Consider the following 25,886-nt stretch of genomic DNA (forward strand, 5'->3'; position numbering starts at 1 on the left):
TAATGAAGTATTTATACAGCATATTGTTTGTTTTGGTTTTTGCGGCAGGCTGCGGCAAAGATGAAGGTTACATTCCGGATGTGGCGGTAAACTATAATGTTACGTTAACCGAGTTTAGTTTAAAAGCGGTAAATAATGTGCTGGTTGTACCAAATTACGGTGTTGGCGGATTGTTGATCGTAAAAACACCACTTGGTACTTATGTGGCTTTTGATCGCTGCAGTACTGTAAATCCGGAGAAAATATGCAAGGTAGCACCTGATGACAGCGGGGTTACAGCAACAGATGCCTGTTCTGGAGCTAAGTTTTCACTGTTGGATGGAAGTCCGCAAAAGGCGCCTGCTGAAAGAAGCCTGAAAGCCTATAATGTTTCATTGCAGGGCAATACACTATTACACGTAAGCAATTAAAATGGAAGCTGAAAAAATAAAAGAAACAGTAAAAAAGGCTGCCAAAGAACTATTTAGAAAATACGGTTACCATAAAACCAGTGTAAACGAAATTGCCAAAAAAGCGCGTATAGCTAAAGCAACAATTTACAAGTATTTTGAAAGTAAAGAGCAGGTTTTAGATAGTATCTTAATGGATTATCTGGATCAGAACCTGCACGAAATACTGCACAATAAAGTGAGTTATGCCTCAGAGGAGGAGCATTTAAAGGCGCTGGTAATGAAAACCAGCCGTTTATCTTTTACTGCATGTAACGAATTTATCGGTTGGGATTTTGTACGCGAAAATGCCAACTCGCAAGAGTTTTTAAAACACCTTTCTGATCAGCTTGAAGCATTATTGTTGGCGGCGTATCTGCAATTGGATAATTTTAAAAATAACCCGGCCAGGAGAGAGGGCTTGGCATTTCTGTTAAAAGCAAGTAAAAGCATTGTATTCTCTTTTGCCTTTACATCCGTTAGCGATTCGGATGTGCGCAAAAATTTTGTGAGTTTCCAAAAAGAAATACTGCCATTTTTGGTTAAGGCAGCGCTTTAATTTCATTAAGCACTATTTGGTCTTAGCTTCCCGGTAAGAAACTAAAAAATAAACTTATAGGTATGTCGTAGCGAGAAGCTGCCACTAGAACAGGTGGTCGTCATGCTGAATTTATTTCAGCATCTTTGATGGAAGATAGACCCTGAAATAAATCCGTGTTTATCTGTGTGCAGCTGTGGTTAATGTAACCTTGGTTACTGATTATAATAATCTTTCATCTTGAATTTCTGTACCGTTCTCTTTATTTTACCATCAACAAGTTTTTGTGTAATAACGGTAACATTATCTGCAATACTCGAATCTTCAATTACCGATGAATCTTCGTAAAGGCTGTTCTTCGCATCAAATTTATAATTAATGGTTTTATCGAAACAGCAGCCGTCTTTTTGATGGATTGCCAGCTGCTTTGCTTTTTTATCGATATCGAACATACCCAAATTGCTGCTGGCCAGTTTGGTCAGCTCGGTATTCAGGGTAAATTTGCTATCCTTTGACAGGTAAATATCGTATGATGGACTGGAATAGGCACCATTATTTCCGTTTCTAACCGCAATATCTTCAAAGCCGTCAAAATTAAAATCACCAAAAATTAAAGGTGTTTGGTATTTACCCAGATCGAGCCATCCCAATTTGGCATTCTGGTTTTCTGTTAAACCAAAATCGAGGTCTGCCGAGTGGAAAGTAAATATTTCTTTATCAGATATTTGATCGTATAAAATAACAGTTGCTTTTCCGCTGCAAGAGTTGCCCTCGCACTTATCAACAAAAATTTTGGCCTTATATTGATTAGAGCTGTTATTGGCGGTGAATTTAAACTGCGCTTCAGAAGTGCTGGCAATCAATAAAATACTGCAAAGAATGATCAGGATTTTCATTAAATTTTTTCGGTAAAATTACATCAATATCCTGGGGCAAAAAGTTAAAAAAAGTTAACGTTTCCTTTTGCGTGTTTGGATATAGCTCTTCACTGCCGATTTGGTGGTAAGCCAATCTTTTCCGTCTTTATAGGCATCTATTTTGCCCTGACGGGCCAATAAACTAACATATTCCTGCCCATAGGGTACATCGGGTTCGGCCACAATTGTTGATATGGGTTCGTAATCTCCGTAGCTGTTTCCGGGCAATGCATTAATGTACATGTTTAAAGAGCGCTCTAAAGCCTGCAACATTAACAGGCAAAGCTTATTGTAATTGCCTTTATTGGCTTGATTTAATGATTCGTAATGCTTTTTCCGGTCTGCTTTTAAAATAATAGCAGGTGGAAAGCCCTTTCTCATTAGTAACAGGTTCATGGCGAGCCTTACAGTACGCCCGTTCCCATCAAAAAAAGGGTGTATCCAAACCAGTTTGTGGTGAAAAATTGTACTGAGCACAATGTCGTTTAAACCTAAAGGATTATCGTTTACAAAAGTTATAAGCTCATCAAGTAAATAAGAGACCTTATTGGCATTTGGCGGGGTAAAATTGGCTCCAACGATGCGCACGCCACCATTTCTTAAACGGCCGGCATAATCATCTTCAATGCTCCGCAGTACCAGGCCATGTAGTGATAATATATCGATGCTTCTGAGTAGGTAACTTTCTTTAACCAGTGTGTAAAGGTAATCGATTGCTTTTTCGTGGTTAAAAGCCTCAAAATGTTCTCTTAACGATTTGCCCTTAACAGTAATACCTTCCTGCAAAACCATCTGGGTTTCTTGTAGGGTTAAGGTATTTCCTTCTATACTGTTAGAGTTGTATGTCCACTCCAGGCTGAGATCGGTTTTGATACGGTGCAGGGCACTATTGAGCAGTGGCCTTGATGAATCAAGGCGTGCTTTTTTCTCATACAACCGATCGATGGTGGGTTGGAGTTCTGCTAAATTATTTAAATCTAAGTTCCACACACCCAAATATACTAATATCGTTTTGGATTAAAAAATCACCAAACCGATATTAAAACGCAAAAAATAAGGGTTTATCATAAGTTGATATCCATCCAGATTTGTCACATTGAGCTCGAAGCGCCACGCAAGACTTTTATGCAAGTCCTTCGACAGGCTCAGGATGACAGGTATTCATTTATGAGACAGCCTTAGATGGTTGAATTTGAATTACTCCCACTTAAATACTTTAACAGCAACGGCATAGATTCCGATTCCCCAAAGCAACAGGATCATAATCTGAAATTTTACATCCCAGAGCCCTGAGCCTTCAAAAGCCACCTTGCGCATGGCATCGTTTAAATAGGTGAGGGGCAATGCCCTGCTTATCGGCTGTAGCCAATTCGGAAAAGCCTCGATTGAAAAGAATGTTCCCGATAATAAGAACTGCGGTAAGGTTACAATATTCGAAATTGGAGGTACCATACTTTCGTTCTTGGCAATGCCAGAGATAATGAACCCGAAGCCCATAAAAACAATTACACCCATGGTTGCCAATAAAAGCATATTAATTACCGTAATGGGGCCATGTATTAAGGTAAAGCCAAAAAAGAAATGGCCAATAAGTATAATAAATAATGCACCCAGCAATGCAAAGCCAATCCGGGCAATTGCCTCGCCAATTACAATGCTCGAGCGTTTTACCGGCGTGGCAAAAAAGCGTTTAATTACGAGTGTTTGGCGCAGACTTAAAAATACAAATGCAGTTCCGAAAACACCGGTGCTCAATAAAGAGAAACCCAATTGCCCAGGAAGGATAAAATCGATGGTTTTATACTCTCGGCCAGTTACTGTGCTTTCTCTTATCTCTGCTACAGAAGGCTTTAATGTTTTATCGTAAAAGAGGTTATTCAGTACTGATTTTAATATTCCGCCCTTATCTCTTGATGCAGAAGTGTAAACCACATTTACCGAGTAGGCCGCTGTATTTACTTTTCTGTGCACATCAATCATGGCATCCACATTTCCTTTTTCCAGCAGTTTATCAAAATCGGCTTTCGATTTATCTTTAACCAGGCGGATCATTCCAGTTTTTTCGAGCATCGCCACAACAGGATTATTCACATCCGAGCCTGGGGTTATGCCCACATCGATACGTGTGCCGCCGCCGCCCAAAAAGCCAAAAACGAGGATAAATATTAGCGGGAAAGCCAGCGTGAAAATCACTGCCGAAGGACTTCTCATAATCGACCGGAAACTCGCTTTGGCCAAGGCTAGGGTAGCCTTGGTATTGCTGTAGCCCTTGGTTTTTAAAGGTAAATTCGAGTTTTGATCGTGTATATCTTTTTGCATAATCGTTCTGCTAGATTGTATTTTTCAATAATATTTTTAAGCCTGGAGATCTCCTTGCGAACAGTTGGGTTACTCTCTCCACTCTTGACCGGTAAGATGAATGAAAACATCTTCCAGGTTTGCTTTTTTAACTTCTTTTTTGCGTTCAAAACCGCTGCTAACCAATTGATCGATCAGATTGTCAGGTGTATCCAAGGCAATAATCTGCCCGCGCTCTACAAAGGCAACACGGTCGCAAAGCTGTTCGGCTTCGTCCATGTAGTGGGTGGTAATTACAACTGTGGTCCCAGCATTGCGTATCTGGATAATCAAATCCCATAAATTTCTCCTTGCCTGTGGGTCCAAACCAGTTGTAGGCTCATCAAGAAATATAATTTTAGGCTGGTTAATTAATGTGGTGGCAATAGAAAAGCGTTGCTTTTGGCCGCCTGAAAGTGCCTTGTATTTGGCTTTGGCTTTGTCCTGCAGATTTACCTTCTCCAGCATCTCCATAGGTTTGATGTCGGCTCCATAAAGTCCTGCAAATAGCTCAATTAATTCAACCAGGTTTAAATTGGGGTAATAGCCGGCAGCCTGTAGCTGAACGCCAATGATCTGCTTAATATCATGAGCCTGTTTATCAACCGAATAGCCATCTACAATAATTTCTCCTGAAGTTTTATCCCTTAGGGTTTCGATAATTTCGAGTGTAGTGGTTTTGCCTGCGCCATTGGGGCCGAGCAGACCAAAAATTTCATTTTCATAAACTTCAAAGCTGAGGCCTTGAACGGCCACAAAATCATCATACTTTTTTACCAGGTTTTTTACGCTGATAATGGCTTTGTTTGTATCCATGCTGCGAAGTTAAGGAGCTTTAAATGAATTAGTAATGAATTTTGTTTCTTCTAGGTTAAAATGTCGGTAAAATGATGTTTTAAGCAGGCGAAAATAGCCTATAAAAGAAATCTGCGGATCAACAGCCTGTTTTTGCCGTAGATCCGCAGATCGTATTGTTGTTTATTGGGTTAACAGGTTAATTGTTTAACTGTTCTGTCCAGTCTAACTCCAAATTTGTTCATTGGCTAATGGTTCATTGGTGCTTCTCCTTTTCCCTTTGATCCTTCCGCCTTCCAGCCTTCTACCTCTCTTTAGTCTTCTACCTTATGCCTACCAAACCAATTCGCCTTTTATTACATCAACAAAATCGTCGAATAAGTAACGCGAATCGTGTGGGCCTGGTGATGATTCAGGGTGGTATTGAACTGAAAATGCTTTTTTACCTTTGACACGGATACCTTCGATAGATTTATCGTTTAGGTTAATGTGGGTAATTTCTACTTTATCCGAGTTTCTAACCTCATCTGGAATTACGCCAAAACCATGGTTTTGAGAAGTAACTTCACAGTGGTTTTTAATGATATTCTTAACTGGGTGGTTTAGTCCGCGGTGACCGTTAAACATTTTCATGGTACCGATGCCGTTGGCTTCTGCCAATAACTGGTGACCTAAACAGATACCGAACAATGGTTTATCAACCGCTAAAATTTCTTTGATGGTTTCTACTGCGTAAGGCATAACCGACGGATCGCCAGGGCCGTTTGAAATGAAATAACCATCAGGGTTAAATTTCTCCATCTCGGCAAAGGTAGTTTTAGCAGGGAAAACCTGAACATAAATATCACGGTTCTCGAAATTGCGCAGGATGTTCTTCTTGATGCCCAGATCCAGTGCAGCCACTTTTAAGCTTGCTTCCGGATTACCATAGAAATAAGGTTCAGTTGTACTTACTTTAGAAGAAAGCTCTAAACCTTCCATTGATGGAACATCAGCTAATTTTTGCTTCAATTCTTCCAGATCAGTAATTTCTGAAGAAATAATAGCATTCATGGCGCCTTTATCCCTGATGTGTCGAACCAAAGCACGCGTATCGATATCAGAAATGGCAACTAAATTATCATTCTGGAAATAGTCCTGAATAGATTCTGTGGCCTGTTTGCGGCTATACACAATGTTGTAATTTTTACAAACTAAACCTGCAATTTTAATCGAACCCGATTCGATCTCATCTTTTTGGATACCGTAATTACCAATATGAGAATTGGTGGTAACCATTATCTGTCCAAAATAACTTGGGTCGGTAAAAATTTCCTGGTAACCTGTCATCCCGGTATTAAAACAAATTTCGCCAGTAGTGGTGCCAATTTTTCCGGCCGCTTTGCCGTAAAAAACTGTGCCATCGGCCAGTAATAAAATCGCAGGTAACTTGGTGTAGTTAGTCATGGTAATTACAATATGGATTTTGATTTAAAAAAGAGTTGAAAAAAGAATGGCTTTCGGCATTAAAGCCGTTTTTGCGGGGTGCAAAAAAAGATGAATATATCCCTTCCATTTCGGGGTACAAAGATAGGGTTTTAGATTGGAAATGTAAAAAGAAAAATGAAATAAGGTAAGTTGAAGGACTAAAGCTAAAAGCAGAAAGACTAAGGCTGAAAGCAGTGATCCGCAATTTGTGTAAAAAATGATTTTAGTCTGAGATTGCTTTGGTCTTTTAGCTTTGGTCTTTCGGCTTAATTAAAGAAAAAACAATACTTTTGGCAACACAAAACAAATCCAATGTCGGTACATAAAGAAATCAAACGTGTTACCACGCACACTTTACAGGAAATGAAACAGCGTGGTGAAAAAATATCCATGCTAACTGCCTACGATTATTCTATGGCCACGATTTTAGATGATGCAGGTTTGGATGTTTTATTGGTAGGCGATTCAGCATCTAACGTAATGGCAGGGCACGAAACCACATTGCCAATTACCCTCGATCAGATGATTTATCATGCGGCTTCGGTAATCAGGGCGGTTAAACGTGCCTTTGTTGTAGTCGATCTGCCTTTCGGTTCGTACCAGGGAAATTCGAAAGAAGCTTTAAATTCTGCCATCAGGATTATGAAAGAATCGGGTGCCCATGGTGTTAAACTAGAAGGTGGAGAAGAGATCATTGAATCAGTGCAGCGTATTATTACTGCTGGAATACCGGTAATGGGGCATTTAGGATTAACACCACAATCTATATATAAATTCGGTACCTACACTGTACGGGCAAAAGAAGAAGAAGAAGCCAATAAGTTAAAAACCGATGTACTTGCCTTGCAGGCTGCAGGTTGTTTTGCTATTGTTTTAGAAAAAATACCTGCTTCGTTGGGTAAATTGGTAACCGAAAGCTTGGATATCCCAACCATAGGTATTGGTGCCGGGCAACATTGCGACGGACAGGTATTGGTTGTAAATGATATGATCGGTTTAACAAAAGGCTTTAAACCACGCTTTTTACGTCAGTACATTAATTTATACGATGAAATTTTAGGTGCAGCACAAGCGTATATCCGTGATGTAAAAGCAAATGATTTCCCGAACGAGAAAGAACAGTATTAACCCCAAACCCCTAAAGGGGCTTGGAGTTTTGAGTAAGAGTTTTGATTCAACAATTTAAGCAATTGAACGCTCCACTATTCTCAATTAACCAGTTTAAACGATTAACCAGTTAACCCAATAAACTAATGACTAATAAACCAATGAACTAACAAATGCCGATTACCGATAACGACATACTTTTTGAAGATAACCACTTAATTGCCATTAATAAAAGGGCAGGCGATATTGTACAGGTGGATGAAACCGGCGATGAACCTTTGGATGAGCAGGTTAAAAAGTATATTGCTAAAAAATACAATAAACCCAATGGCGCCTTTTTAGGGGTAGTACACCGTTTAGATAGGCCAGTAAGTGGGGTAATCTTATTTGCTAAAACCAGTAAGGCTCTAGAGCGGATGAATGCTGTTTTTAAAAATAGGGAGGTAAAAAAGACCTATTGGGCAGTAGTAAAGAACAAACCAGAAAAAGAATCGGCCACTTTGGTTCACTGGCTGGTTAAAAATCCGCAAAAAAACGTAGTTTCTTATTACAATACAGAAGTTACGGGCAGTCAGCGGTCTGAGCTTTCTTATCAAGTAAAGGCTAAAGTTGGCGATTATTATTTATTGGAGGTAAATCCTTTAACAGGTCGTTCGCACCAGATCAGGGTTCAGCTTTCCTCAATGGGCTGCCCCATTATGGGCGATAATAAGTATGGTTATCCACGCGGGAGCAGAAAAGGAAGTATCTGTTTGCATGCACGCCGCTTACAGTTTATCCATCCCGTAAAAAAGGAGCCTGTAAATATTTTTGCCAAGCTGCCGGTTGATGGTTTTTGGGAGAGATTTGAAGATTTATAAGGCGATTACATTCTTACAACCTCAACTCGATTAGTATTTATTTATTCTTAGAGATCAATTTTTTGATTCATTGACTCACGCGATCGTCATTGTGACCCTGTTTTATTAGTTGTTTTATTGTTTTCAAAGGTCTAATAGCTACTTCGTGGTTAGCATTATTCCTGGTAGATAGACCCTGAAATAAATCCGATAGCTATTGGATGAGGGTAACGAAATGAATTAAAAATCTAGAGGAAATGCAGTAACAAGGCATTTTATCAATATAATTGGATATCCCGCCAAAATATTTAACTATTTGACGGGATTTTTTATGATTTGGCATCATATTTAGACTTTTCATAATTAAAACCAGATCCATTATGAAAAACACCATCTTATCAGTCGCGGCAGTAGGATTGCTGGCCACAGCGTTAGTTTCTTGCGATAGCACCAAAAAAACAGAAACGACCAAAGATTCGACCGCAATTTCTGCAAAAGGAGACACTATTACAAAAGTAACCACCACTACAACCGAAACAGTCAAAACCGATATCCCAACTTTTTCAAGCGAAGAGGTTAATAAAGGTTTGGCAGAGTATAGCAAATTAAAGGATGAGTATATTGCTGCGGTAAAAAGCAAAAATGCTACTGAAATTAAAGCCATTAAAGAGAAATACACCGCTTGGGCAAATCAGGCAACCGGCTGGGCGGCCAAATTAAAACCAGATGAAATTCAAAAATATTCTGAATATGTACTTAAGCTGAGCGAGGAGTGGACGGCCGCGGCAAAAGAAGCGGTGAGTAAATAGAAACAAGGAATTCGTCATTGCCAGAAGGCTTTTCAGTTCCTCCTAGCAATGACGATTTTTTTAAAATTCTATTTACAATCAATTTTACCAAATGCGATTGATCCATCAAATTTCAGCTTGTTCACATCCTTGTATTTGGTTTCGCCTTTAACCTCCCGTATATCTCCAAAACCTTCAATTAACTGATTTTCTTTTTTTAAGAAAACAACTTCCCTAACCGATGTTTGACCTTCAGATTGGAAAGTATAGTTGGCAATAATAGTATCGCCTTTAACCACTCCGGCAATTGTACCTGCATTTTTATCTTTCTCGTATAAATTATAACCTAATGTACCGGTTACTTTATTATCATCACTTTTGAACGAAAGGGTAGCAGTATCGCGGTTTTTAATGTATTGGTAACACTCAACCGAATTGGGTGCGGCTTCGGCGTTGGTTACAATGGTCGAATCTATTTTAGCCTGTGTTTTTTTAGCGGTGCCGCCCTGGCACGAGGCCATTAACAAAGCTGCAAGGCCTAATACTGGGATGATGTTTTTCATTTTTTTATAGGATTGATTTGCTTTTGTTAAGCAAAGGGCCTGCCAAAAAGAATTTGTTGTAGTTCACAATGCCGACATTTCGAGCGGAGTCGATAAATTCTTCCGTGTTTTCCGTGAATCCGTGGCAAAAACTAAAGTGCTATCGATAAGCTAACAAAATTAGACTGTGGATTACAAATCCACAATTCGAAGGTCGGGATTGCAAATCCCGACCAACCTAGGGCATCTTTTTTGCATGATAGACCCTGAAATAAATTCAGGGTGACGATCGGATTAGGGGAATGAACTAATACTAACCGAATCTAGCCCATAAACCAGAAAGCCCCGCAATGCAGGACTAACTAAACAATTAAACTATAAATTTTTCTACCAAACGTAAGTACCTACCGCGCCTTTATCTAGGCTGCTGCTTACTGTTTTGCCATTGTATTTAATGTTAAATGAAGTTTCTGTACTGTTGTTGTTGCAAACAATCAATACATTTTTGCCTTCGGGTGTTTTAAAAGCTACGTTTTGAAGGTTATTGGTAATATTTGATGCAATACGTACAGAACCCGGTTTTACAAATTTTGAAGCATGTGCAATTACATAATAGGCAACATTTCTGCTTACCGCAGGTGCAATGGTTATGGCACCCAAACAGGTAGTGCAACCACCTTTATCGGTATGTGGATTGTAATTTGGATCGGCGGCTAAGTTCCACTCTAAAACATTGCGGCTCCAGTTGCGGGTTGCACCAACTATCAAAGTAGATACATGCCATTTTAAGTCTTCGCTAAAGTTGCCTGGCCCGCCTACCCACTGTTCGGTAAAGTAAACATTGCGGTCTGGATGTGCATTGTGTACCTCTGTTAAGGCCGAAATCGGACCTGCGTATAAATGAAACGCCGAACCATCTACATATTTCTTGGCATCAGCATCATTTAAAATCGTAATCGGATAATCAGGCTTGTCGGCATTATGATCGTACACGATAATTTTGGTTTTAATACCATTGCTTTGAAAAATTGGCCCTAATGCTGTTTTAATAAACGCTGCCTGATCTAAAGCAGCCATATACATGCTTGGGTTGTTGCCCGGGTGCAATGGCTCATTTTGAGGCGTTATGGCATCTATCACAATCCCTTCAGCTTTCATGGCCTGGATATATTTAACCAGGTATTTAGCATAGGTTTGGTAATATTCTGGTTTTAAACTGCCACCTATAAAACTTTTATTTGTTTTCATCCAGATTGGGGCTGTCCATGGTGAGCCTAAAATTTTGATTGATGGATTGATGGCAACAATCTTTTTCAATACCGGTATTAAATCTGTTTGCTCTTTGGCAATGGAGAATTTGGCTAAATTATCGTCTGTTTCGCCATCAGCAAGATCATTGTAGGTAAATGGATAAGCGCTTAAATCGGATGCACCAATGCTTATTCTGAGATAACTTACCGCAATCGCATTTTCGGTACCGGCAAACAGCTCGTTTAACAGTTTATCCTGCTCGGCGGCCGGTAAAGCATTAATTAAGCTAGCACTTCCACCGGTTAAGGTATATCCAAAACCATCAATAGTTTGAAAAGTGGTGGCTGGATCTACTTCAATTGTTGGGTAATTATTGGTTGCCACCGAAAAGTTTAAGGCAACATTCTGTTTTTTTAACAGTTGCGATTGATCACCTTTGGTTAGCCAAAAGTCAACTTCTGTTTTAACAGGCTCCGTTGGCACTGGATTTTCAGTAGTCTGGCTGCCTGCCTTTGGACTTTTGCTACATGCACAGGCAACAATTAAGATGCCCAGCGCAGTGCCCAGGTTGTAAAATGGTTTCATAATTATGGTTTTGGTTAGGGTTTTCAGGGTATTTCGCATAGTATAAATTGATGTGGTAATTAAAAAAAGACAGTATCATAAACAATTCTCATCCTGAGCTTGTAGAAGAACACGCTACAGCTTATGATACTGTCTTATCTGTAAAAAACAGGCTTGGTTTAATTGGTGTAATTAAAGTTTATTTTCTGATCGCCTATCTGGATTTTGAACTCGCCAGCTTCAGTTACCTTTTTGCCTGCCAAGTTTACCACAGCAATATCTTCAGGTTTTAAGGTAAAGGTTACGGTTTTGGTTTCACCTGCCTTTAGGTCAATTTTTTCAAAGCCCCTCAAACGCTTAACATCAGGTGTAATTACGCTGGCAACAAGATCGGAAGTAAAAAGCAGCACACTTTCTTTACCGGCCATTTTACCGGTGTTGCTCACATCAATAGAAATGGTTAATGCTTCACCTGCTTTTAAGGTATTGCTACTTAATTTCAGGTTGGCGTATTTATAAGTGGTGTAACTTAAGCCCTGACCAAAAACATATTGTGGGTTAAAATCCGAATCGTAGTTGTACACACCTTCTACCGTTTCGCGTGCTTCGGATGGTTTATGGTAATAGGTAAATAGCGCATTTGGAAACTGCGGATAGGTATAAGGCAGTTTACCCGATGGGTTTACCTCTCCGAAAAGAATATCGGCCAATGCATCGGCACCATAGTTGCCTGGCAGGTAAGTTTGCACAACAGCGCTCATGCTTTTTTCAAATTTGCTGATGATTCTTGGCCGGCCTTCGTTCAACACCAAAATAACAGGTTTGCCTGTTGCCGCAATTTTCTTCGCCAGTTCGATCTGCAGATCTGAAATATATAAATCGCTTAAATTACCCGGCGATTCTGTATAGGTATTTTCTCCCAAACACAATACTACTGCGTCTGCATTTTTAGCCGCGGCAATGGTTTCGTCCATTTTATCTGCAAAATCTTCAAAGTACTTACCATCCATTTTATAGCTTACGCCAGGTAGGTAGGTAATGTTTGCTGCACCGTTTTTATTTTGCAGCGCCTCTAAAATGGTATGGTAATCTTTGGCAAATTCTTCAACCTTTTCACCCTGCCAGCTGTACGTCCACGCGCCGTTTAGGGTACGCATAGAATTTGCATTTGGCCCGGTAACCAATAATTTGGTTCCTTTTTTCAAAGGTAGGATACTATTGTTGTTTTTTAATAAGGTAATCGATTCTGCAGCGGTATTGTAAGCTGCAGTTTGAAATTCTTTGCTTGCAAATTTTGGATAATCTGTTGGATTGGTAGTTGGTTTTTCAAAAAGGCCGGTGGCAAATTTTACCCTTAAAATCCTTCGTACAGAATCATCAATCCTTTCTTGCTTCACTTTTCCTTCTTTTACCAAGGCAATTAAATTATCGCAGAAAACCTCATAGTTATAGGCAATCATACTCATATCTATCCCTGCATTGATGGCCAGCATAATTGCTTCTTTATCATCCTTGGCAATGTGGTCTCTTTTAAAAAGATTTTCAATATCGCCCCAATCAGTTACCACCAAACCTTTAAAGCCCAGTTCTTCTTTCAATAACCCAGTTACAATGTTGTAATTAGAATGTACAGGAACACCGTTAATAATACCTGAGTTAATCATTACTGTATGGGCACCAGCTTCTACAGCAGCCTTAAATTGTGGTAAATGATATTCCCTTAAAGCCTGATCTGAAATAAACGCTGGCGTTCTGTCTTTTCCTGTGGTAGGTACCTGATAGCCTAAAAAGTGCTTTAAAGAAGTTGCTACTTTGTATGGATTGGCTACATTATTGTCATCGCCTTCATAACCTTTTACTGCGGCTTTTCCCAATTCGGTAATAACAAAGGGATCTTCACCGAAACTTTCCCATTGGCGCGGAAAACGAGGATCTGCACCTAGATCTAGAATAGGGGCGAAGTTCCAAGGAATAGAGCTTGCACGCGTTTCGTATGCGGTAATGGATGCTCCGTTTTTTACCAAACTGCGGTTAAATGTTGCGGCCTGGCCAATTTGCTGTGGAAACATGGTTGCACCTGCTGTGTAAGTTGCGCCATGGACTTCATCAACACCATATATTACCGGGATTTTGTTTTTACCCTTTTTAATGGCTACATCCTGAATTTCACTGATAATTTTATACCAAACCTGCGGGGTACGGGCCCTGTTGTTTGATGTATTGAGCACCGAACCTACATGGTATTGGATTAAAGCCTTATCCATTGCAGCTTTGTCTAAAGTAAAAGGTTCATCGCTCTCAAAGCGGCTTTTTCCTTTACCGATTACATCAAGCGTAATCTGTGCCATCTGACCTACTTTTTCCTCGAGCGTCATTTTGCTTAACAGCGCATCAATTTTTGCCTGGTATTTATCTTTATTTTGGGCATGTGCGCTGATTACGCTACCTAATGCCAGGAGTGAGAGCAAGGTTTTTTTAAACATCATAAAAAGATAAGTTATAAAACAAAGGCGGCCTTGGCCGCCTCTGTTTGTAATAAAGAAATTAACGTACGTTCGGATTTTTGTCTATCTCATCCTGAGGGATAGGGAAGAGTATTTTTGCCGTACTGATGTTATAGTTCAGGTTAGCACCTGTGCCATCAGTTTGTGCATTCATTACGGTAACCGCCCTGTTTGTTCTTACCAGGTCGAACCAACGGTGACCTTCGAAAGCCAGCTCTAAACGGCGTTCTTTTTCGATAGCCAGGCGCATGCTTGCCTGATCGTTGGCTGTTGTATTGCCCAAACTTACACGTGTACGGATTGTATTTACGATTGAAGCTGCTGCAGACCAACCGCCGGCACTCAGTTCGTTTAAGGCTTCAGCTTTTAAAAGCATGATATCGGCCAATCTTAAAATGTAATTGTCAGATTTATCATCCGCGCGGAATTTGTTGATGTATGGATAGTTGGCTTTTGACCAATACGAATCGCTCCAGCCTTCTGATAGCACATTGTTGAATTTAATGCTCGATGCTTTACGGATGGCATCTCCTTCATTATCAAAGGCTTTTGCCAGATCGTTGGTCGGGGTATTGAATCTTTTCCATCCTGTTCCAACCAAAACGCTTGGCATCCAGTTGCCGTGTTTACCACCGTAACCATCATACTGCATTTCCCAAATGGCTTCTGTATTGTTTTTATGGTTAGAATCCCATAAGAAATCGTAATTAGATACCAATGAGTATCCTCCACTGATTACCGCGTCGCAATAGGTACTTACCTTTGCCCAATCAGGATTGGTTTTCGTAGCGTAAACTTTGGCTAATAAGGCATTTGCAACGCCTTTGGTCATAACACCTTTGTTTGCTGCTGTAGTTTGTGCATTTGCCGCCCCATATTCTAAATCGGAAATAATCTGGGCATAAATGGCATCAACACTGGCTTTGGCCGGGTAAAAATCAGCATCTTCTGAAGGGATTTTGGTTACCAGTGGAACTGATCCCCAAAGCCTAACCAGATTAAAGTACATATATGCCCTTAAAATACTGGCTTCTGCCAAAATCTGTTTTCTTCTGTTGTTGTTATCCAGATTAGGATCTTTAATGTTCGGAACATTGGTTAAAATCAGGTTACAGTTTTTAATGTCGCTGTAAAGTGCGTTCCAATCTCTTAAAACGTTGCCGTTTGTAGGGGTTACCGTAAACAGATCAATTTGGATGTTTGCCGGGTTATCTCCACCTGCATAAGCATTATCTGCTTTTACATCACCATTGGTCTGGTAATCCCAGATGTGGTAATCGTTATACATCCCATCATATGCACCTTGGATCAGTTTTTCTGCCGCTGCGGCATCTGCAAACGCAGTTTCCGGGCCAACCTGGGTAATTGGTGTTTGATCTAAGAAATCTTTTTTGCAGCTGCTCAATGCCATGGTAAATGTACCGACTGCAATTAATGAATATATTTTAAGTTTCATTTTCGTTTAAATTAAAAGCCTACGTTAACACCAAATAAGAAAGTTCTCGATTGTGGGTAAGTACCGTAATCGATACCCATTGATGGGCCATTAGCAGAGTTCTGGTTAACCTCCGGATCAAAACCGGTGTACTTGGTAAAGGTTAACAGGTTATAGCCGGTAGCATAAACCATCAGTTTGCTCATTTTAAGTTTACCTAAGCTCATTGCGCCAAAATTGTACGATAGGGTAGCGGTTTTAAGCCTTAAATACGATCCATCTTCAACAAAGCGGCTAGAAGTTAGCGTATTGCTGGTATTGTTTCTGATTGCTTTAGGTACATCTGTAATCTGACCAGGTGTTGTCCACCTGTTTAATACCACGGCCGATTGATTTTTTGAATCGTTCATACCTTCTAACTCCATTCTTGAAGCATTGAACATCTGATTGCCCTGTACACCTTGGAACAAGAAGTTTAAACCAAAATTGCCATAGGTAAAAGTGTTGTTTACACCGTAGGTAAAATCTGGCTGTGCCGAACCGATAAATGTTCTGTCGCCTGTATCATCTGCTCCCGTAACTTTATTTCCGTTAAGGTCTGCATAAATGATATTACCTGTTTGCGGATCGACGCCGTTAGAAACATAACCATAAAAGCTGCCCAACGGACGGCCTGTAACCACCCTGATGGCTGCATCGCGTTCGTAAATTCCGCCAAAGGTAATCGAAGAAACACGGTCGCCTAAAGAAGTAACCTTGTTTCTGTTTAACGAAAAGTTAATATCCGTGTTCCAGGTAAATTTCTCGCGGATGAAGTTTTTGGTTGATAAAACAAACTCTAAACCTTTGTTTTCCATTGAACCAACATTACGCGTAATGCTGCTGAAACCGGTTGAGTTTGGAATAGGCTGTTGAATTAACAGGCCATCGGTTTTCTTTAAATAAGCATCGGCAGTAAATATAATGCGGCTGTTGAACATCGATAAATCCAAACCGATATTGGTTTGTGTTGTTTCTTCCCAGCTTAACGTTGGGTTAGCCAATTGAGAGAAATTATATGATCCCTGCGTGGTTGGAGAGTATAATTCAAGGTACGAGTAATCTCCAATACCCTCGTCGTTACCCACTTTACCCCAACTTGCCCTTAATTTTAAATCGTTGATAGATTTGACATCTTTCATAAAGTTTTCGCCCGAAATTCTCCATCCAACTGATGCTGAAGGGAAATAACCGTAGCGGTTTTCTGGCGCAAAACGTGATGAACCATCGGCCCTAAAGTTAGAGCTGAAAAGATATTTACCATCATAAGCATAAGTTAAACGGGCAAGGTAAGAACGTTTGCTCCACTGTGCCGCTGTTGGCAGTTGCGCGGGGATGGAAGTACCATGATCTAACAGTTTACCGCTTGCATCTAAAAAGTTCTGCTCGTTATAACCCAAATAGTAATACTTAGATTCTTGTAAAGTCATACCACCGGTTGCAGTAAAAGCATTTTTACCCCAGTTTTTGGTGTAGTTTAAAATGTTTTCATTTAACCAAACGTGGTCGGTACTGAAATTTGCATTCCTGATCCCTTTTTGTGTTCTGCCATAATCGGTAGAATATGGATCCAAGAAATAAGAATATCTGTTATCGTTGTTGTTTGTACTGATACTCGATTTGAAAGATAAATCCTGGGTGAATTTAACTTCTGCTGCAAAAGAACCTAAAAAACGGAAGTTTCTACTGTTGTTTTTAGCAGCCATCGCATTGGCAACCGGGTTTTCCGATCCACCTTTATAAGGGTTAAAAGCATAAGTTCCATTTGCTGCATACACACCAATTGTTGGCGGTGTAGTTAAGGCCGATAAAATTGTTCCGCCCCTTGCAACGTTGGCATTATCGCTCACATCAATAGAGTTGCTCTGCGTAATGGCGGCATTACCGGTTAATTTTAACCATTTGGTAAGGTTTTGCGAACCATTAAAGTGTATGGTGTATTTATCCAGTTTTGCTGGTGCTACCACACCTTTATCTTGCTGATAGCCGGTAGAAAGCGAGTAAACACCACCTTTAATGCCACCAGAAATAGAAGCCTGGTAGCTGTTCTGTGTTCCGGTGCCAAAAGTAAGGTCTTGCCAATCGGTATTTTCGTTGCCCAAACCATTGGTATCGTAGCCCAATTCTTTCATTAACCCAATGTACTGGTCTCTGTTCAGTACATCCTGTTTTTGCCATAGGTTAGAAAAACCGCTAAAGGCATTAAAAGTTGCACGGATTTTATCAGATGACCCTTTTTTGGTGGTAATCAGAATAACACCATTTGCACCGCTCGAACCGTAAATGGCAGCTGCCGATGCATCTTTTAAAATGGTTAAACTCTCAATATCTGTAGGATTTAAGAAACTTGCATCACGCGAGGTAACGCCATCAATTACATATAACGGACTGTTAGAGGCATTGATTGAGGTATTACCACGTATGGTGATCGAAACGCCAGAACCGGGTTTTCCTGATTGTGAGGTAATCTGCACACCGGCAGCTTTACCCTGAATAGCCTGTAGTGGATTGGTTACCGGCTGGTTTTCGATATCTTTCGAAGATAATGAAACCACAGCCGTAGTTAAATCTTTCTTTGTTGTGGTACCATAGCCAATAACAACCACTTCGTTTAACTGCTGGTTATCATCAGATAGGGTAACATTTACTGTTGTACGGTTATTGATTGCCTCTTCTACTGTTTTGTAACCGATAAAGGTAAACTCTAAAGTAGCATTTGAAGTAGCACTGATCGTGTAAGAACCATTATCTGCCGTAGAAGCACCTTGGTTAGTTCCTTTAACTTTTACAGAAACTCCAGGTAAGGGCAGGCCTTTTTGGTCTTTTACGAAACCCTTTATGGTTATATTCTGTGCCATACCAAACGAGATAATGCACAGCATACATACCATAAGCAATGTAAACTTTTTTCTCATAATTTTGCTCTTGTTAATATTATATGCGGTAAAGTTAACACTCATTTAATGTTAAATACAAGCTTTTGGAGTGTTAATTTTTGTGTAAGTAATTGATTTTTAAGTGTTTGTGTTGATTTCGATACGCTTTAATACCATTGCTGAAAAGCCCCGTTCAGGCTTGATAATCAACGTTTAAGTAGCTTGGTTAAGCTGTATTCCGGTAGCAATTTGATACGCTTAAATACCTATCCGTTTTTTAACTTAAACAGGCTAAAACAAACAAAATTGTGACGAACTAAAGGCTTTATTTACTCAATTACCAATTGGCTCCAGCCATTTTTAGCCGTTTTTTTGAGTGTTTTCTTCTTATCATCCATCACTTTTTTAATGCGGGTGCCAAATGTCCAACAGGTACTTTGCCTAATTGAAAGCAATTCTGATAATTTATGGGATGATATCTTTCCTTTAGAAGAGTAGATCAGGAAGATCATGTAAAACGCTTTATTAATGGGAATGCGGGTATTGTGAAAAATGGTATAGGTAGTTACCGATTCTTCGTAACCACATTTACTGCAGCGGCGGCTGTGTAAAATATGGCCGTTAAAGTAATGGTTGTTGTTGCATTTGCGGCAGTGATAGCCGTTGCTCCACTTCAGTTCGGATAAAAACTCATAGCAGCTTTCTTTATCAGGATAAATTTTACTGAATTCTTCAAAATCAACCTCGGCTGACATTACCCTGTCCCTGGTAACCTTTTCTACACTGGTTTGCAGTTCTTCGTTATCCTGCTCAAGCAGCACATTCATCCTCGAAATTTCTTCTGCCTGCTGCTGTAGCAGAGCATTGGCTTCTTCTAGGGCCTGGTTTTTACTTTCGATGATCAACGATTTGTGGTAAACCTCGCGTGTGCGTTCTTCTACCTTGCTTTCTAACTCTTGGTTAATGCTGTCTTTTAGTTTGGCATTAACCGCCATCTGCCTAATGATTTTTTGTTGTGCCTTATCCTTTTTTACTTTAAGTATACGCACCTTATCCCCAATGGCGAAAGATAAAAAGATCATTTCGAGCACAAAACAAAAACTCAGGCTGTAATAACTTATTGCCCCAAAATTAAGCCAGCCAATGCCCAGCATAATCAGGAATTTTAGCATAAAGCCGGCAAAAAGGAAGCTGTAGCCCAAAACAAAGAAACGCGCAGGCTGATAACCTTGTTTATATATGTAAATGCCGGTAAAAAAAGCAACAGATAGGGGGATAGCTTCTATAAACTTATAACTGAACAGTGTTTGGTCAAAAAGATAGCAATAAGTAAAAAAGATAATCCTGCAGATGATGATACCGATTATGAGCTGATTGAGTTTTGGGGCCTTTGCCTTTACATATAGCAGCTCCCGCGTAAACAGCAAGGCAAAAATACTGGTGGCACAAAGGGCAAAGGCATAAGCCAACTGGTTCCATGCAGGTGCATTTGGCCACAGATACTGGTAGGCAATACCATCAGTACTCATTTCAAAAAAACCTACGCTCAAATTGTATAAAACGTAATACAGATACTGTTTCTGCCTGATGGCAATGTACATGATGAGGTTATAAAAACTAAAAACCAAAATCATTCCGTAAAAAATACCGAAATAGAAATACTCATCCAAGGCATAAGAAATAAACCATTCGGTGGTTCGGAGCACAATAATTACATCTGAAATCTGCGACGAACTGATTTTGAAATAATAGGTCTGCGTTTCGTTACCCTCATTTTGAAGGGGGATTTCGAAATTTTTATGGTGGATTAAGCGCTTGTTAAAATTGTTGGCATCACCTAAATTCTCAACGGTATATTTTTGATTTCCCTGTGGGATATAAGCTGTAATATGATCGATGGTTTGATCGAAAAACTCCAGTATAAAGGGTTTATCGGCCAGCTCATTCTGTTTAATTTTGATCTTAAACCAGTATGTTTTGTTTAACTGCTTGGTTTGTGGGGTACTGTTTAAGCTGGCTTTAAATTTTTGATCGAATGCGCTGCTGCTGATTTCGTTAAAGGTGAGGCTATTTGCGCCATCCTCCAGTACCTCAATTTCTTTAAAGGTAAAAATATGCTGTGCAACAGTATCCTGCATTTCTACAACTTTCTGGGCTTTTACGCCAGGAGCAAAAAACAGCAGAAAGATAACAGTTGAAAAAAATAACCGCTTAAAATGGGATAACATTAAGGCAAAGGTACAAATTAGTATTTATGTGGTATCTATAACGTTATCAGCTGAGTTTCATTTTAAAAATTAGCGAAATCCGTGTGCCTACATGTTCGTCTGATTGGATATCGATATCGATTTTATGGAATTTGGCAATACTCTGAACAATGGCCAAGCCCAGGCCAAAACCATTTTCTTCGCTGTTCCCTCTTTTAAAACGATCGAAAGCATCTTCTACAAGTTCTTTGCTCATACCTAAACCAGTGTCGCCGATGGTAAGGGTATATTGTTCGGGTGTTATTTGATCACTTATGGATATCGATCCACCATCTACATTGTATTTTATGGCGTTATTAATGATATTGATCAATAGCGTATGGATAAGTGCTTTGTTGCCTTTAAAATGATAATCGTTCCTTAAATCCGCTTTAAAATCAATCTTTTTATCGGCAATACGGTCTTCCAGATCCTCGTAAATGTCTTCTATTTCCTGTTTTAAGCTAATTTCTTCTGTTTTAAGGTATTGGTTGTTTTCAACTTTCGAAATCAGCAGCAAACTGTTGATGATCACCTTTAAACGGTTTAATGTTTTTAGCGAAGCATAAATCTTGTTTTCGTGTTCGACCGGAATATCAGGTGTATTGAGCATGTTCTCAAAACGGGTGCTCAGAATAGAAATAGGGGTAAGCAGCTCGTGCGATACGTTGGCTATAAACTGTTTTTCCAATGCAAAAAGTGTATTGATTTTTCGCATCAAAGAGTTTATACTGTTATCGAGGATTTTAAAATCGTCGGTGTTGGTTGGTATATTTTGATAATTGAAATGTGAGGGATCGTTAACAAGGTTGATCTTCTTATCAATAATCAGGTAAAACGGCTTGAGTAAGAAGTTAGAAAAAGTATAATCAGCCACCAGTGTAATAAACAGGGCCGCAACTAATACCACCAACATGTAAAAACGTATCGAATTTTTGATGGATTGAAGCGCCGTCATGGTTTCTCCGATCTCAAGGTTGTACCAGTTGGTATGGTAAGAGAATTTATAGTTCAGAATCCGATAAACCTCAATGTCGCCCTCAATTTCCCTTTTTTCGGTAAATACTTTCGCTGTCGAATCTTTTTGATGATCGGGAATATCGGTTAAAACGATAAATTCTTCCTTTAATATGTTATAATCCGTAAAAGATTGCTCCTTGTTCAGCAGGCTATCGATCTCGTTATCATTTAAATTTTTAATGATTTTGTTTTTCTTCTTAATTAAACGGTTATCGAGCTGATTGTAGGCCAGTTTATCCAAAGAAAACAAGATAATGGCACCCAAAAGCAAAATAATAGCGATTTTGGTTATGGCATTATATAAGGAAAACTTAACCTGTAACTTCATTTATATGGATGATGTTTGATGTAATGTGTAAGATGGATCATTTGGTTAACCGGTTAACTGTTTAATTGGTTAATCAACGCTTGGCGCCAAACGCTTAACCCCAAACGCCCTAACAATTAATTCTATACCCAATACTCCTAACCGTTTCAAACCAATCTGTTGCACTTATTGCTGCCAGTTTTTTACGTAGGTTTTTAACATGAACATCTACAAAGTTCGAATCGGAGTTTACTTCCAAAATATCGCCCCAAACATGTTCGGTTAAACTCATTCGCGATACTACACGGTTTTTGTTCAGCACCAGATAGTTAAAAATCTCGAATTCCTTTTTGGTCAGGTTTAACCTTTCTTCGCCGAAAGAAACGGTTCTGTTTTGAATGTTCAGTAAGAAGTTATGTACATTGATTTCATTTTTTTCCAATTTATGCTTGCGGCGCGTAATGGCATGCATGCGTGCCAAAAGTTCATTCAGCGAAAACGGTTTGGGCAAATAATCATCTGCACCTTCATCAAGTCCTTTAATCCGATCGTCTACAGCGCTGCGGGCGGTCAAAATAATCACAGCGTCATCGCGGTCTTTAATTGCTTTTAACTGTTTGAGTATTTCAAAACCATCGCCATCAGGCAAACCCAGATCCAATAAAATGAAATCGTAGTTGTTAACAAAGATTTTTTCTTCAGCTGATGATTTTTTCCATGCATGCTCAACAATAAAACCTTCTTTGCTCAGAAATTCATCCATTTCTAAGGCCAGGCTTTTTTCATCTTCAATAATTAGTACGTTCATTCAGTTTACAGTTTACAATTTTCAGTTCTTAGTACCTCTAATCGACGTTTTTCTTCTGTCTTTCACTTTGGTCTTTCTGCACAGAAACGGTCTTCTTTTTAGCTCTTGGCTTCACCCTGCAACTAAGTTAATATTTTTTAAGATGATGGCACAAGCTTCTTCAATTTCTTCTTTACTGATGATGAGTGGAGGGGCAATGCGCATAGAATTGCTGCAGTGCAAAAACCAATCGGATAGTACCCCATCCAGGATGCAGGCATCGATTATTTTTTTATTGATTTCGAAGTTTTCAAATTCAATGGCTAGCATGAGGCCTTTTCCCCTTATTTCTTTAATGGCCGGGTGATTTAGCAGTTGCTTAAACAACTGTCCTTTTTCTTCCACTTCATCTACGATGTGGTTGTCAACCAAAGTTCTTAGCGTAGCCAAGCCTGCCGCGCAACATACCGGGTGACCGCCAAAAGTAGTCATATGGCCCAGAATAGGTGTGTGCGATAAAACCGACATAATTTCTAAAGAACTGATAAAGGCACCGATGGGCATACCGCCACCAATTCCCTTGGCCAAAAGCAGTACATCGGGAACAACATTGTAATGCTCAAAAGCGAACATTTTACCACTTCTGCCAAAACCCGATTGAATTTCGTCGAAGATCAGTAAAGTACCTGTTTCCTGGCATTTGGCTTTCAAAGCCTGCATGTAGTTAAGGTCTGCAACCCTGATCCCGGCCTCGCCCTGGATAGGTTCTATAAAAACAGCTGCAATTGCTGTAGTAATTTTTTCTAAATCGGCAATGTTATTGTGCTCAATAAAACTTACATGGGGTAAAAATGGACCGTAGCCAGCAGAATAGAAATCGCTTTCCATTAAACTTTCTGCACCTTGCGTACTCCCATGGTAAGCATTTTTGCAGGCAATAAATCCTTTTCTGCCGGTGTAGCGTTTAGCCAGTTTCATAGCACCCTCTACAGCTTCGGTACCAGAATTTAAAAAGTAAGTACAGCTTAAACTTTCGGGTAAAACATCGGCCAAGGCCTTGGCAAAATTTACCTGCGGTGTTTGCACGTATTCGCCGTATACCATAAGGTGCATGTAGGTTTCTGCCTGCTCTTGAATGGCTTTAACCACAGCAGGATGGCAGTGGCCAACATTGCTTACGCCAATACCGGCAATAAGATCTAAATGTTTTTTGTTGGCAGCATCGTAAATGTAAACACCTTTTGCCCTCACAAATTCGAGCATTAGCGGTTCGGGAGAGGTTTGTGCATTGTGTTGTAAAAACAACTGACGTTGGGTAAGCATGTACAAAAGTACGGAAATGATAGAGTGCTTTAAAACAAAAAAGACCTACATTGCTGTAAGTCTTTTGGTTTATTGTCTTTGTCCGCCTCTATATTTGTTGAGGAGTTCCCTTTTAAAACCTTCCTGGGCCCGGTAAAATTTTCCTACCACTTTAATCGGCAGTGATGATTTAAGTTTGGCGTAGTATTTTTTCTCTAGATTAAGATCACGCTGTCTGAAATCGAATTCGCTGGTAATTAAACTCTGCACCTGCGAATCGGTTAAATTGTCGATTTCATCTACTTTTCTAAATGAAATCATTTTTTGCATGCGTTCTTTGCGGAGTGCATTTTGCTCGCTCTGCATATCGTTATAAATTGGCCAAAAAATCTTGGCTTCTTCGGGCGATAAATCCAGCTTTTGTGTAAAGTATGCTATTTTTAGCGATTCTATTTCCTCTCCCTTTGGCCTTTGTGCCAAAAGTGTAACAGGTAACAGGAACATTAAAGCAGCAAAAAGTAAATTCTTCATTTTATTAATTATTTAATGCCTGAGATAAATCACTCGAAGAGAAATTATTCAGGATATAGTTTTCCATTTCTGTATCTGACGCAGAATTAGTTTTTGATGAGCTGGTGTTTTGAGCTTCCAAATGCTCGATAATTGTACTTTCATCAATATCGTACAATAGCTGTTCGTTTGCTAAATCTGTTAATGGTGTTTGTGCCACAGGGATAGCCGTATTATTTTGATAAAAATATGCACCGAAAGATGCCATAAGCACAAAACAGGCCGCACTTGCATACTTAACAATGTTTCTTCTCCAAAGCGGAATAATTTTCGCTTCCTTTTTAGGCGTTTCGGCCGCAATTCTGTCGTTAATCCTGCTTTGCAACGTATCGAAGTAATTGGCCGGAACGGCAAATGCATTTTCTGGTTTAGTTATTTCAGCCAGTCTGATTTTTGTTTCAATACGTTCCGTTAGCGTTTCAAAATAGTTTTGTGGAACTTCAAAGCTATTCGTATTTGTTTTATCCTTTAAGCCATCAAAAAAAACAGCTGAAAGAACATGCTCCCCAACACTATCAAAATACCCCTCTGGAACGGAAAAAGGATTGCGTTTCCCCATTGCTGCAAGGGCAGGGGCATCGTTCAACCATTCGTTATTTTCTATATTTTCGTTCATCACAGATATATGATACAATTTATGTGAAAAGGTTTAATAGTCTATTTCATCATTTGTAATAAAAGCTTCTATTTTTTTTGCAGCAATGTGAAATGAAGCCTTTAATGCACCAACTGATGTGCCGAGCACTTCCGAAATTTCTTCATATTTCATGTCATCAAAATATTTCATGTTGAAGATAATCCGCTGTTTTTCGGGTAAGGTAAGGATGGCTTTCTGCAGCTTAAGCTCCAGCTTATCGCCATTAAAATAGGAGGTAGCTACCAGATTATCGGCAAGCTCGGATGATACCTCATCTAAAGGTGTATTATTCCGCTGTTTCTGCTTATTTAGAAACGTAATCGATTCGTTGGTGGCAATGCGGTAAATCCAGGTATAAAGTTGGGAATCGCTCCTGAATTTATCCAGGTTTTTCCAAACCTTAACAAATACTTCCTGCAAAAGATCATCGCAATCATCGTGGTTAAGTACCAAGCGCCTGATGTGCCAGTATATTTTTTGCTGATATTTTTTTAGTAACAGGTTAAAGGCTTCATTACGAGTGCGCTCAACGGCAAACATGGCAAGAATTTCTGAATCTTCAACTTGTTTCATTTATGCTAATTATAAAA

General features: G+C 39.5%; 22 protein-coding genes. 5 read left to right on the forward strand and 17 right to left on the reverse strand.

Translation table 11 applies throughout. The annotated features are described in order from the left end of the window. The first annotated feature begins 2 nt into the window (after positions 1-2). Together ACS5PU_RS03130 and ACS5PU_RS03135 are read left to right on the forward strand one after the other, a co-directional pair. On the forward strand, positions 3-410 hold the full coding sequence (locus ACS5PU_RS03130; protein ID WP_439457808.1) for a hypothetical protein: 408 nt from the start codon (positions 3-5) through the stop codon (positions 408-410). 1 nt (position 411) lies between these two features. Beyond that, positions 412-987 carry a TetR/AcrR family transcriptional regulator gene (locus ACS5PU_RS03135; RefSeq protein WP_113950607.1) on the forward strand — a complete coding sequence of 192 codons (576 nt, stop codon included), beginning with the start codon at positions 412-414 and terminating at the stop codon, positions 985-987. Positions 988-1,181: 194 nt separating this feature from the next. On the opposite strand, the gene ACS5PU_RS03140 is transcribed toward ACS5PU_RS03135, so the two are convergent. From ACS5PU_RS03140 to carA, 5 genes are all read right to left on the reverse strand, one after another. Further along, positions 1,182-1,862 carry an XAC2610-related protein gene (locus ACS5PU_RS03140; protein WP_439457809.1) on the reverse strand — a complete coding sequence of 227 codons (681 nt, stop codon included), beginning with the start codon at positions 1,860-1,862 and terminating at the stop codon, positions 1,182-1,184. 54 nt (positions 1,863-1,916) lie between these two features. Continuing rightward, positions 1,917-2,873 (reverse strand): Fic family protein, encoded by a 957-nt coding sequence (locus ACS5PU_RS03145; RefSeq protein ID WP_439457810.1) that lies wholly within the window; start codon positions 2,871-2,873, stop codon positions 1,917-1,919. A gap of 207 nt (positions 2,874-3,080) precedes the next feature. After that, on the reverse strand, positions 3,081-4,202 hold the full coding sequence (locus tag ACS5PU_RS03150; protein WP_439457811.1) for an ABC transporter permease: 1,122 nt from the start codon (positions 4,200-4,202) through the stop codon (positions 3,081-3,083). Between the two features lie 69 nt (positions 4,203-4,271). Continuing rightward, on the reverse strand, positions 4,272-5,036 hold the full coding sequence (locus ACS5PU_RS03155; protein ID WP_439457812.1) for an ABC transporter ATP-binding protein: 765 nt from the start codon (positions 5,034-5,036) through the stop codon (positions 4,272-4,274). A 312-nt stretch (positions 5,037-5,348) separates the two neighbouring features. Continuing rightward, entirely contained in the window at positions 5,349-6,461 is a 1,113-nt protein-coding gene (gene carA / locus ACS5PU_RS03160) for a glutamine-hydrolyzing carbamoyl-phosphate synthase small subunit (protein ID WP_439457813.1), read from the reverse strand. Positions 6,462-6,794: 333 nt separating this feature from the next. On the opposite strand from carA, the gene panB reads away from it, so the two are divergent. The 3 genes from panB to ACS5PU_RS03175 all read left to right on the forward strand — a co-directional run bounded on the left by panB (position 6,795) and on the right by ACS5PU_RS03175 (position 9,237). Further along, positions 6,795-7,610, forward strand: a complete 816-nt coding sequence (gene panB, locus ACS5PU_RS03165) for a 3-methyl-2-oxobutanoate hydroxymethyltransferase (protein ID WP_439457814.1) — start codon at positions 6,795-6,797, stop codon at positions 7,608-7,610. A 152-nt stretch (positions 7,611-7,762) separates the two neighbouring features. Further along, the gene (locus ACS5PU_RS03170) at positions 7,763-8,449 is read left to right on the forward strand and encodes an RluA family pseudouridine synthase (protein ID WP_439457815.1); all 687 of its coding nucleotides are present in this window, start codon (positions 7,763-7,765) and stop codon (positions 8,447-8,449) included. 359 nt (positions 8,450-8,808) lie between these two features. After that, the gene (locus tag ACS5PU_RS03175) at positions 8,809-9,237 is read left to right on the forward strand and encodes a hypothetical protein (protein ID WP_439457816.1); all 429 of its coding nucleotides are present in this window, start codon (positions 8,809-8,811) and stop codon (positions 9,235-9,237) included. 68 nt (positions 9,238-9,305) lie between these two features. On the opposite strand, the gene ACS5PU_RS03180 is transcribed toward ACS5PU_RS03175, so the two are convergent. The 12 genes from ACS5PU_RS03180 to ACS5PU_RS03235 all read right to left on the reverse strand — a co-directional run bounded on the left by ACS5PU_RS03180 (position 9,306) and on the right by ACS5PU_RS03235 (position 25,869). Further along, positions 9,306-9,779: a hypothetical protein gene (locus tag ACS5PU_RS03180; RefSeq protein ID WP_439457817.1), complete on the reverse strand. Its 474-nt coding sequence runs from the start codon at positions 9,777-9,779 to the stop codon at positions 9,306-9,308. Between the two features lie 366 nt (positions 9,780-10,145). Next, entirely contained in the window at positions 10,146-11,594 is a 1,449-nt protein-coding gene (locus ACS5PU_RS03185; RefSeq protein WP_439457818.1) for a glycoside hydrolase family 30 protein, read from the reverse strand. A 158-nt stretch (positions 11,595-11,752) separates the two neighbouring features. After that, positions 11,753-14,059 (reverse strand): glycoside hydrolase family 3 N-terminal domain-containing protein, encoded by a 2,307-nt coding sequence (locus ACS5PU_RS03190; RefSeq protein ID WP_439457819.1) that lies wholly within the window; start codon positions 14,057-14,059, stop codon positions 11,753-11,755. Positions 14,060-14,117: 58 nt separating this feature from the next. Continuing rightward, complete coding sequence (locus tag ACS5PU_RS03195; protein WP_439457820.1) at positions 14,118-15,533, reverse strand: RagB/SusD family nutrient uptake outer membrane protein; 1,416 nt, start codon at positions 15,531-15,533, stop codon at positions 14,118-14,120. Positions 15,534-15,544: 11 nt separating this feature from the next. Next, positions 15,545-18,409 carry a SusC/RagA family TonB-linked outer membrane protein gene (locus ACS5PU_RS03200; RefSeq protein WP_439457821.1) on the reverse strand — a complete coding sequence of 955 codons (2,865 nt, stop codon included), beginning with the start codon at positions 18,407-18,409 and terminating at the stop codon, positions 15,545-15,547. Between the two features lie 347 nt (positions 18,410-18,756). Next, the gene (locus ACS5PU_RS03205; RefSeq protein WP_439457822.1) at positions 18,757-20,655 is read right to left on the reverse strand and encodes a 7TM diverse intracellular signaling domain-containing protein; all 1,899 of its coding nucleotides are present in this window, start codon (positions 20,653-20,655) and stop codon (positions 18,757-18,759) included. 46 nt (positions 20,656-20,701) lie between these two features. Next, positions 20,702-22,021, reverse strand: coding sequence for a sensor histidine kinase (locus ACS5PU_RS03210; RefSeq protein ID WP_439457823.1), 1,320 nt, complete (start codon positions 22,019-22,021; stop codon positions 20,702-20,704). A 109-nt stretch (positions 22,022-22,130) separates the two neighbouring features. Further along, positions 22,131-22,808, reverse strand: a complete 678-nt coding sequence (locus ACS5PU_RS03215) for a response regulator transcription factor (protein ID WP_439457824.1) — start codon at positions 22,806-22,808, stop codon at positions 22,131-22,133. Positions 22,809-22,919: 111 nt separating this feature from the next. Further along, positions 22,920-24,110, reverse strand: a complete 1,191-nt coding sequence (locus ACS5PU_RS03220; protein WP_439457825.1) for an aspartate aminotransferase family protein — start codon at positions 24,108-24,110, stop codon at positions 22,920-22,922. 69 nt (positions 24,111-24,179) lie between these two features. Next, positions 24,180-24,620, reverse strand: a complete 441-nt coding sequence (locus ACS5PU_RS03225; protein ID WP_439457826.1) for a hypothetical protein — start codon at positions 24,618-24,620, stop codon at positions 24,180-24,182. A gap of 4 nt (positions 24,621-24,624) precedes the next feature. Then, entirely contained in the window at positions 24,625-25,275 is a 651-nt protein-coding gene (locus ACS5PU_RS03230; protein WP_439457827.1) for a hypothetical protein, read from the reverse strand. 33 nt (positions 25,276-25,308) lie between these two features. Beyond that, a complete protein-coding gene (locus ACS5PU_RS03235) occupies positions 25,309-25,869 on the reverse strand; it encodes an RNA polymerase sigma factor (protein ID WP_439457828.1) in 561 nt (186 codons plus the stop codon). Positions 25,870-25,886: the final 17 nt, after the last annotated feature.

It is taken from the genome of Pedobacter sp. GSP4, assembly GCF_051857575.1.
Lineage (GTDB): Bacteria > Bacteroidota > Bacteroidia > Sphingobacteriales > Sphingobacteriaceae > Pedobacter.

What these genes read in the sequence shown, in the direction of transcription:
- ACS5PU_RS03235 (WP_439457828.1), bottom strand. Translation starts at nt 25,869, where the DNA reads ATGAAACAAGTTGAAGATTCAGAAATTCTTGCCATGTTTGCCGTTGAG.
- carA (WP_439457813.1), bottom strand. Translation starts at nt 6,461, where the DNA reads ATGACTAACTACACCAAGTTACCTGCGATTTTATTACTGGCCGATGGC.
- ACS5PU_RS03195 (WP_439457820.1), bottom strand. Translation starts at nt 15,533, where the DNA reads ATGAAACTTAAAATATATTCATTAATTGCAGTCGGTACATTTACCATG.
- ACS5PU_RS03200 (WP_439457821.1), bottom strand. Translation starts at nt 18,409, where the DNA reads ATGGCACAGAATATAACCATAAAGGGTTTCGTAAAAGACCAAAAAGGC.
- ACS5PU_RS03135 (WP_113950607.1), top strand. Translation starts at nt 412, where the DNA reads ATGGAAGCTGAAAAAATAAAAGAAACAGTAAAAAAGGCTGCCAAAGAA.
- ACS5PU_RS03140 (WP_439457809.1), bottom strand. Translation starts at nt 1,862, where the DNA reads ATGAAAATCCTGATCATTCTTTGCAGTATTTTATTGATTGCCAGCACT.
- ACS5PU_RS03215 (WP_439457824.1), bottom strand. Translation starts at nt 22,808, where the DNA reads ATGAACGTACTAATTATTGAAGATGAAAAAAGCCTGGCCTTAGAAATG.
- ACS5PU_RS03220 (WP_439457825.1), bottom strand. Translation starts at nt 24,110, where the DNA reads ATGCTTACCCAACGTCAGTTGTTTTTACAACACAATGCACAAACCTCT.
- ACS5PU_RS03225 (WP_439457826.1), bottom strand. Translation starts at nt 24,620, where the DNA reads ATGAAGAATTTACTTTTTGCTGCTTTAATGTTCCTGTTACCTGTTACA.
- ACS5PU_RS03170 (WP_439457815.1), top strand. Translation starts at nt 7,763, where the DNA reads ATGCCGATTACCGATAACGACATACTTTTTGAAGATAACCACTTAATT.
- ACS5PU_RS03175 (WP_439457816.1), top strand. Translation starts at nt 8,809, where the DNA reads ATGAAAAACACCATCTTATCAGTCGCGGCAGTAGGATTGCTGGCCACA.
- panB (WP_439457814.1), top strand. Translation starts at nt 6,795, where the DNA reads ATGTCGGTACATAAAGAAATCAAACGTGTTACCACGCACACTTTACAG.
- ACS5PU_RS03230 (WP_439457827.1), bottom strand. Translation starts at nt 25,275, where the DNA reads ATGAACGAAAATATAGAAAATAACGAATGGTTGAACGATGCCCCTGCC.
- ACS5PU_RS03130 (WP_439457808.1), top strand. Translation starts at nt 3, where the DNA reads ATGAAGTATTTATACAGCATATTGTTTGTTTTGGTTTTTGCGGCAGGC.
- ACS5PU_RS03180 (WP_439457817.1), bottom strand. Translation starts at nt 9,779, where the DNA reads ATGAAAAACATCATCCCAGTATTAGGCCTTGCAGCTTTGTTAATGGCC.
- ACS5PU_RS03205 (WP_439457822.1), bottom strand. Translation starts at nt 20,655, where the DNA reads ATGTTATCCCATTTTAAGCGGTTATTTTTTTCAACTGTTATCTTTCTG.
- ACS5PU_RS03185 (WP_439457818.1), bottom strand. Translation starts at nt 11,594, where the DNA reads ATGAAACCATTTTACAACCTGGGCACTGCGCTGGGCATCTTAATTGTT.
- ACS5PU_RS03190 (WP_439457819.1), bottom strand. Translation starts at nt 14,059, where the DNA reads ATGATGTTTAAAAAAACCTTGCTCTCACTCCTGGCATTAGGTAGCGTA.
- ACS5PU_RS03150 (WP_439457811.1), bottom strand. Translation starts at nt 4,202, where the DNA reads ATGCAAAAAGATATACACGATCAAAACTCGAATTTACCTTTAAAAACC.
- ACS5PU_RS03155 (WP_439457812.1), bottom strand. Translation starts at nt 5,036, where the DNA reads ATGGATACAAACAAAGCCATTATCAGCGTAAAAAACCTGGTAAAAAAG.
- ACS5PU_RS03210 (WP_439457823.1), bottom strand. Translation starts at nt 22,021, where the DNA reads ATGAAGTTACAGGTTAAGTTTTCCTTATATAATGCCATAACCAAAATC.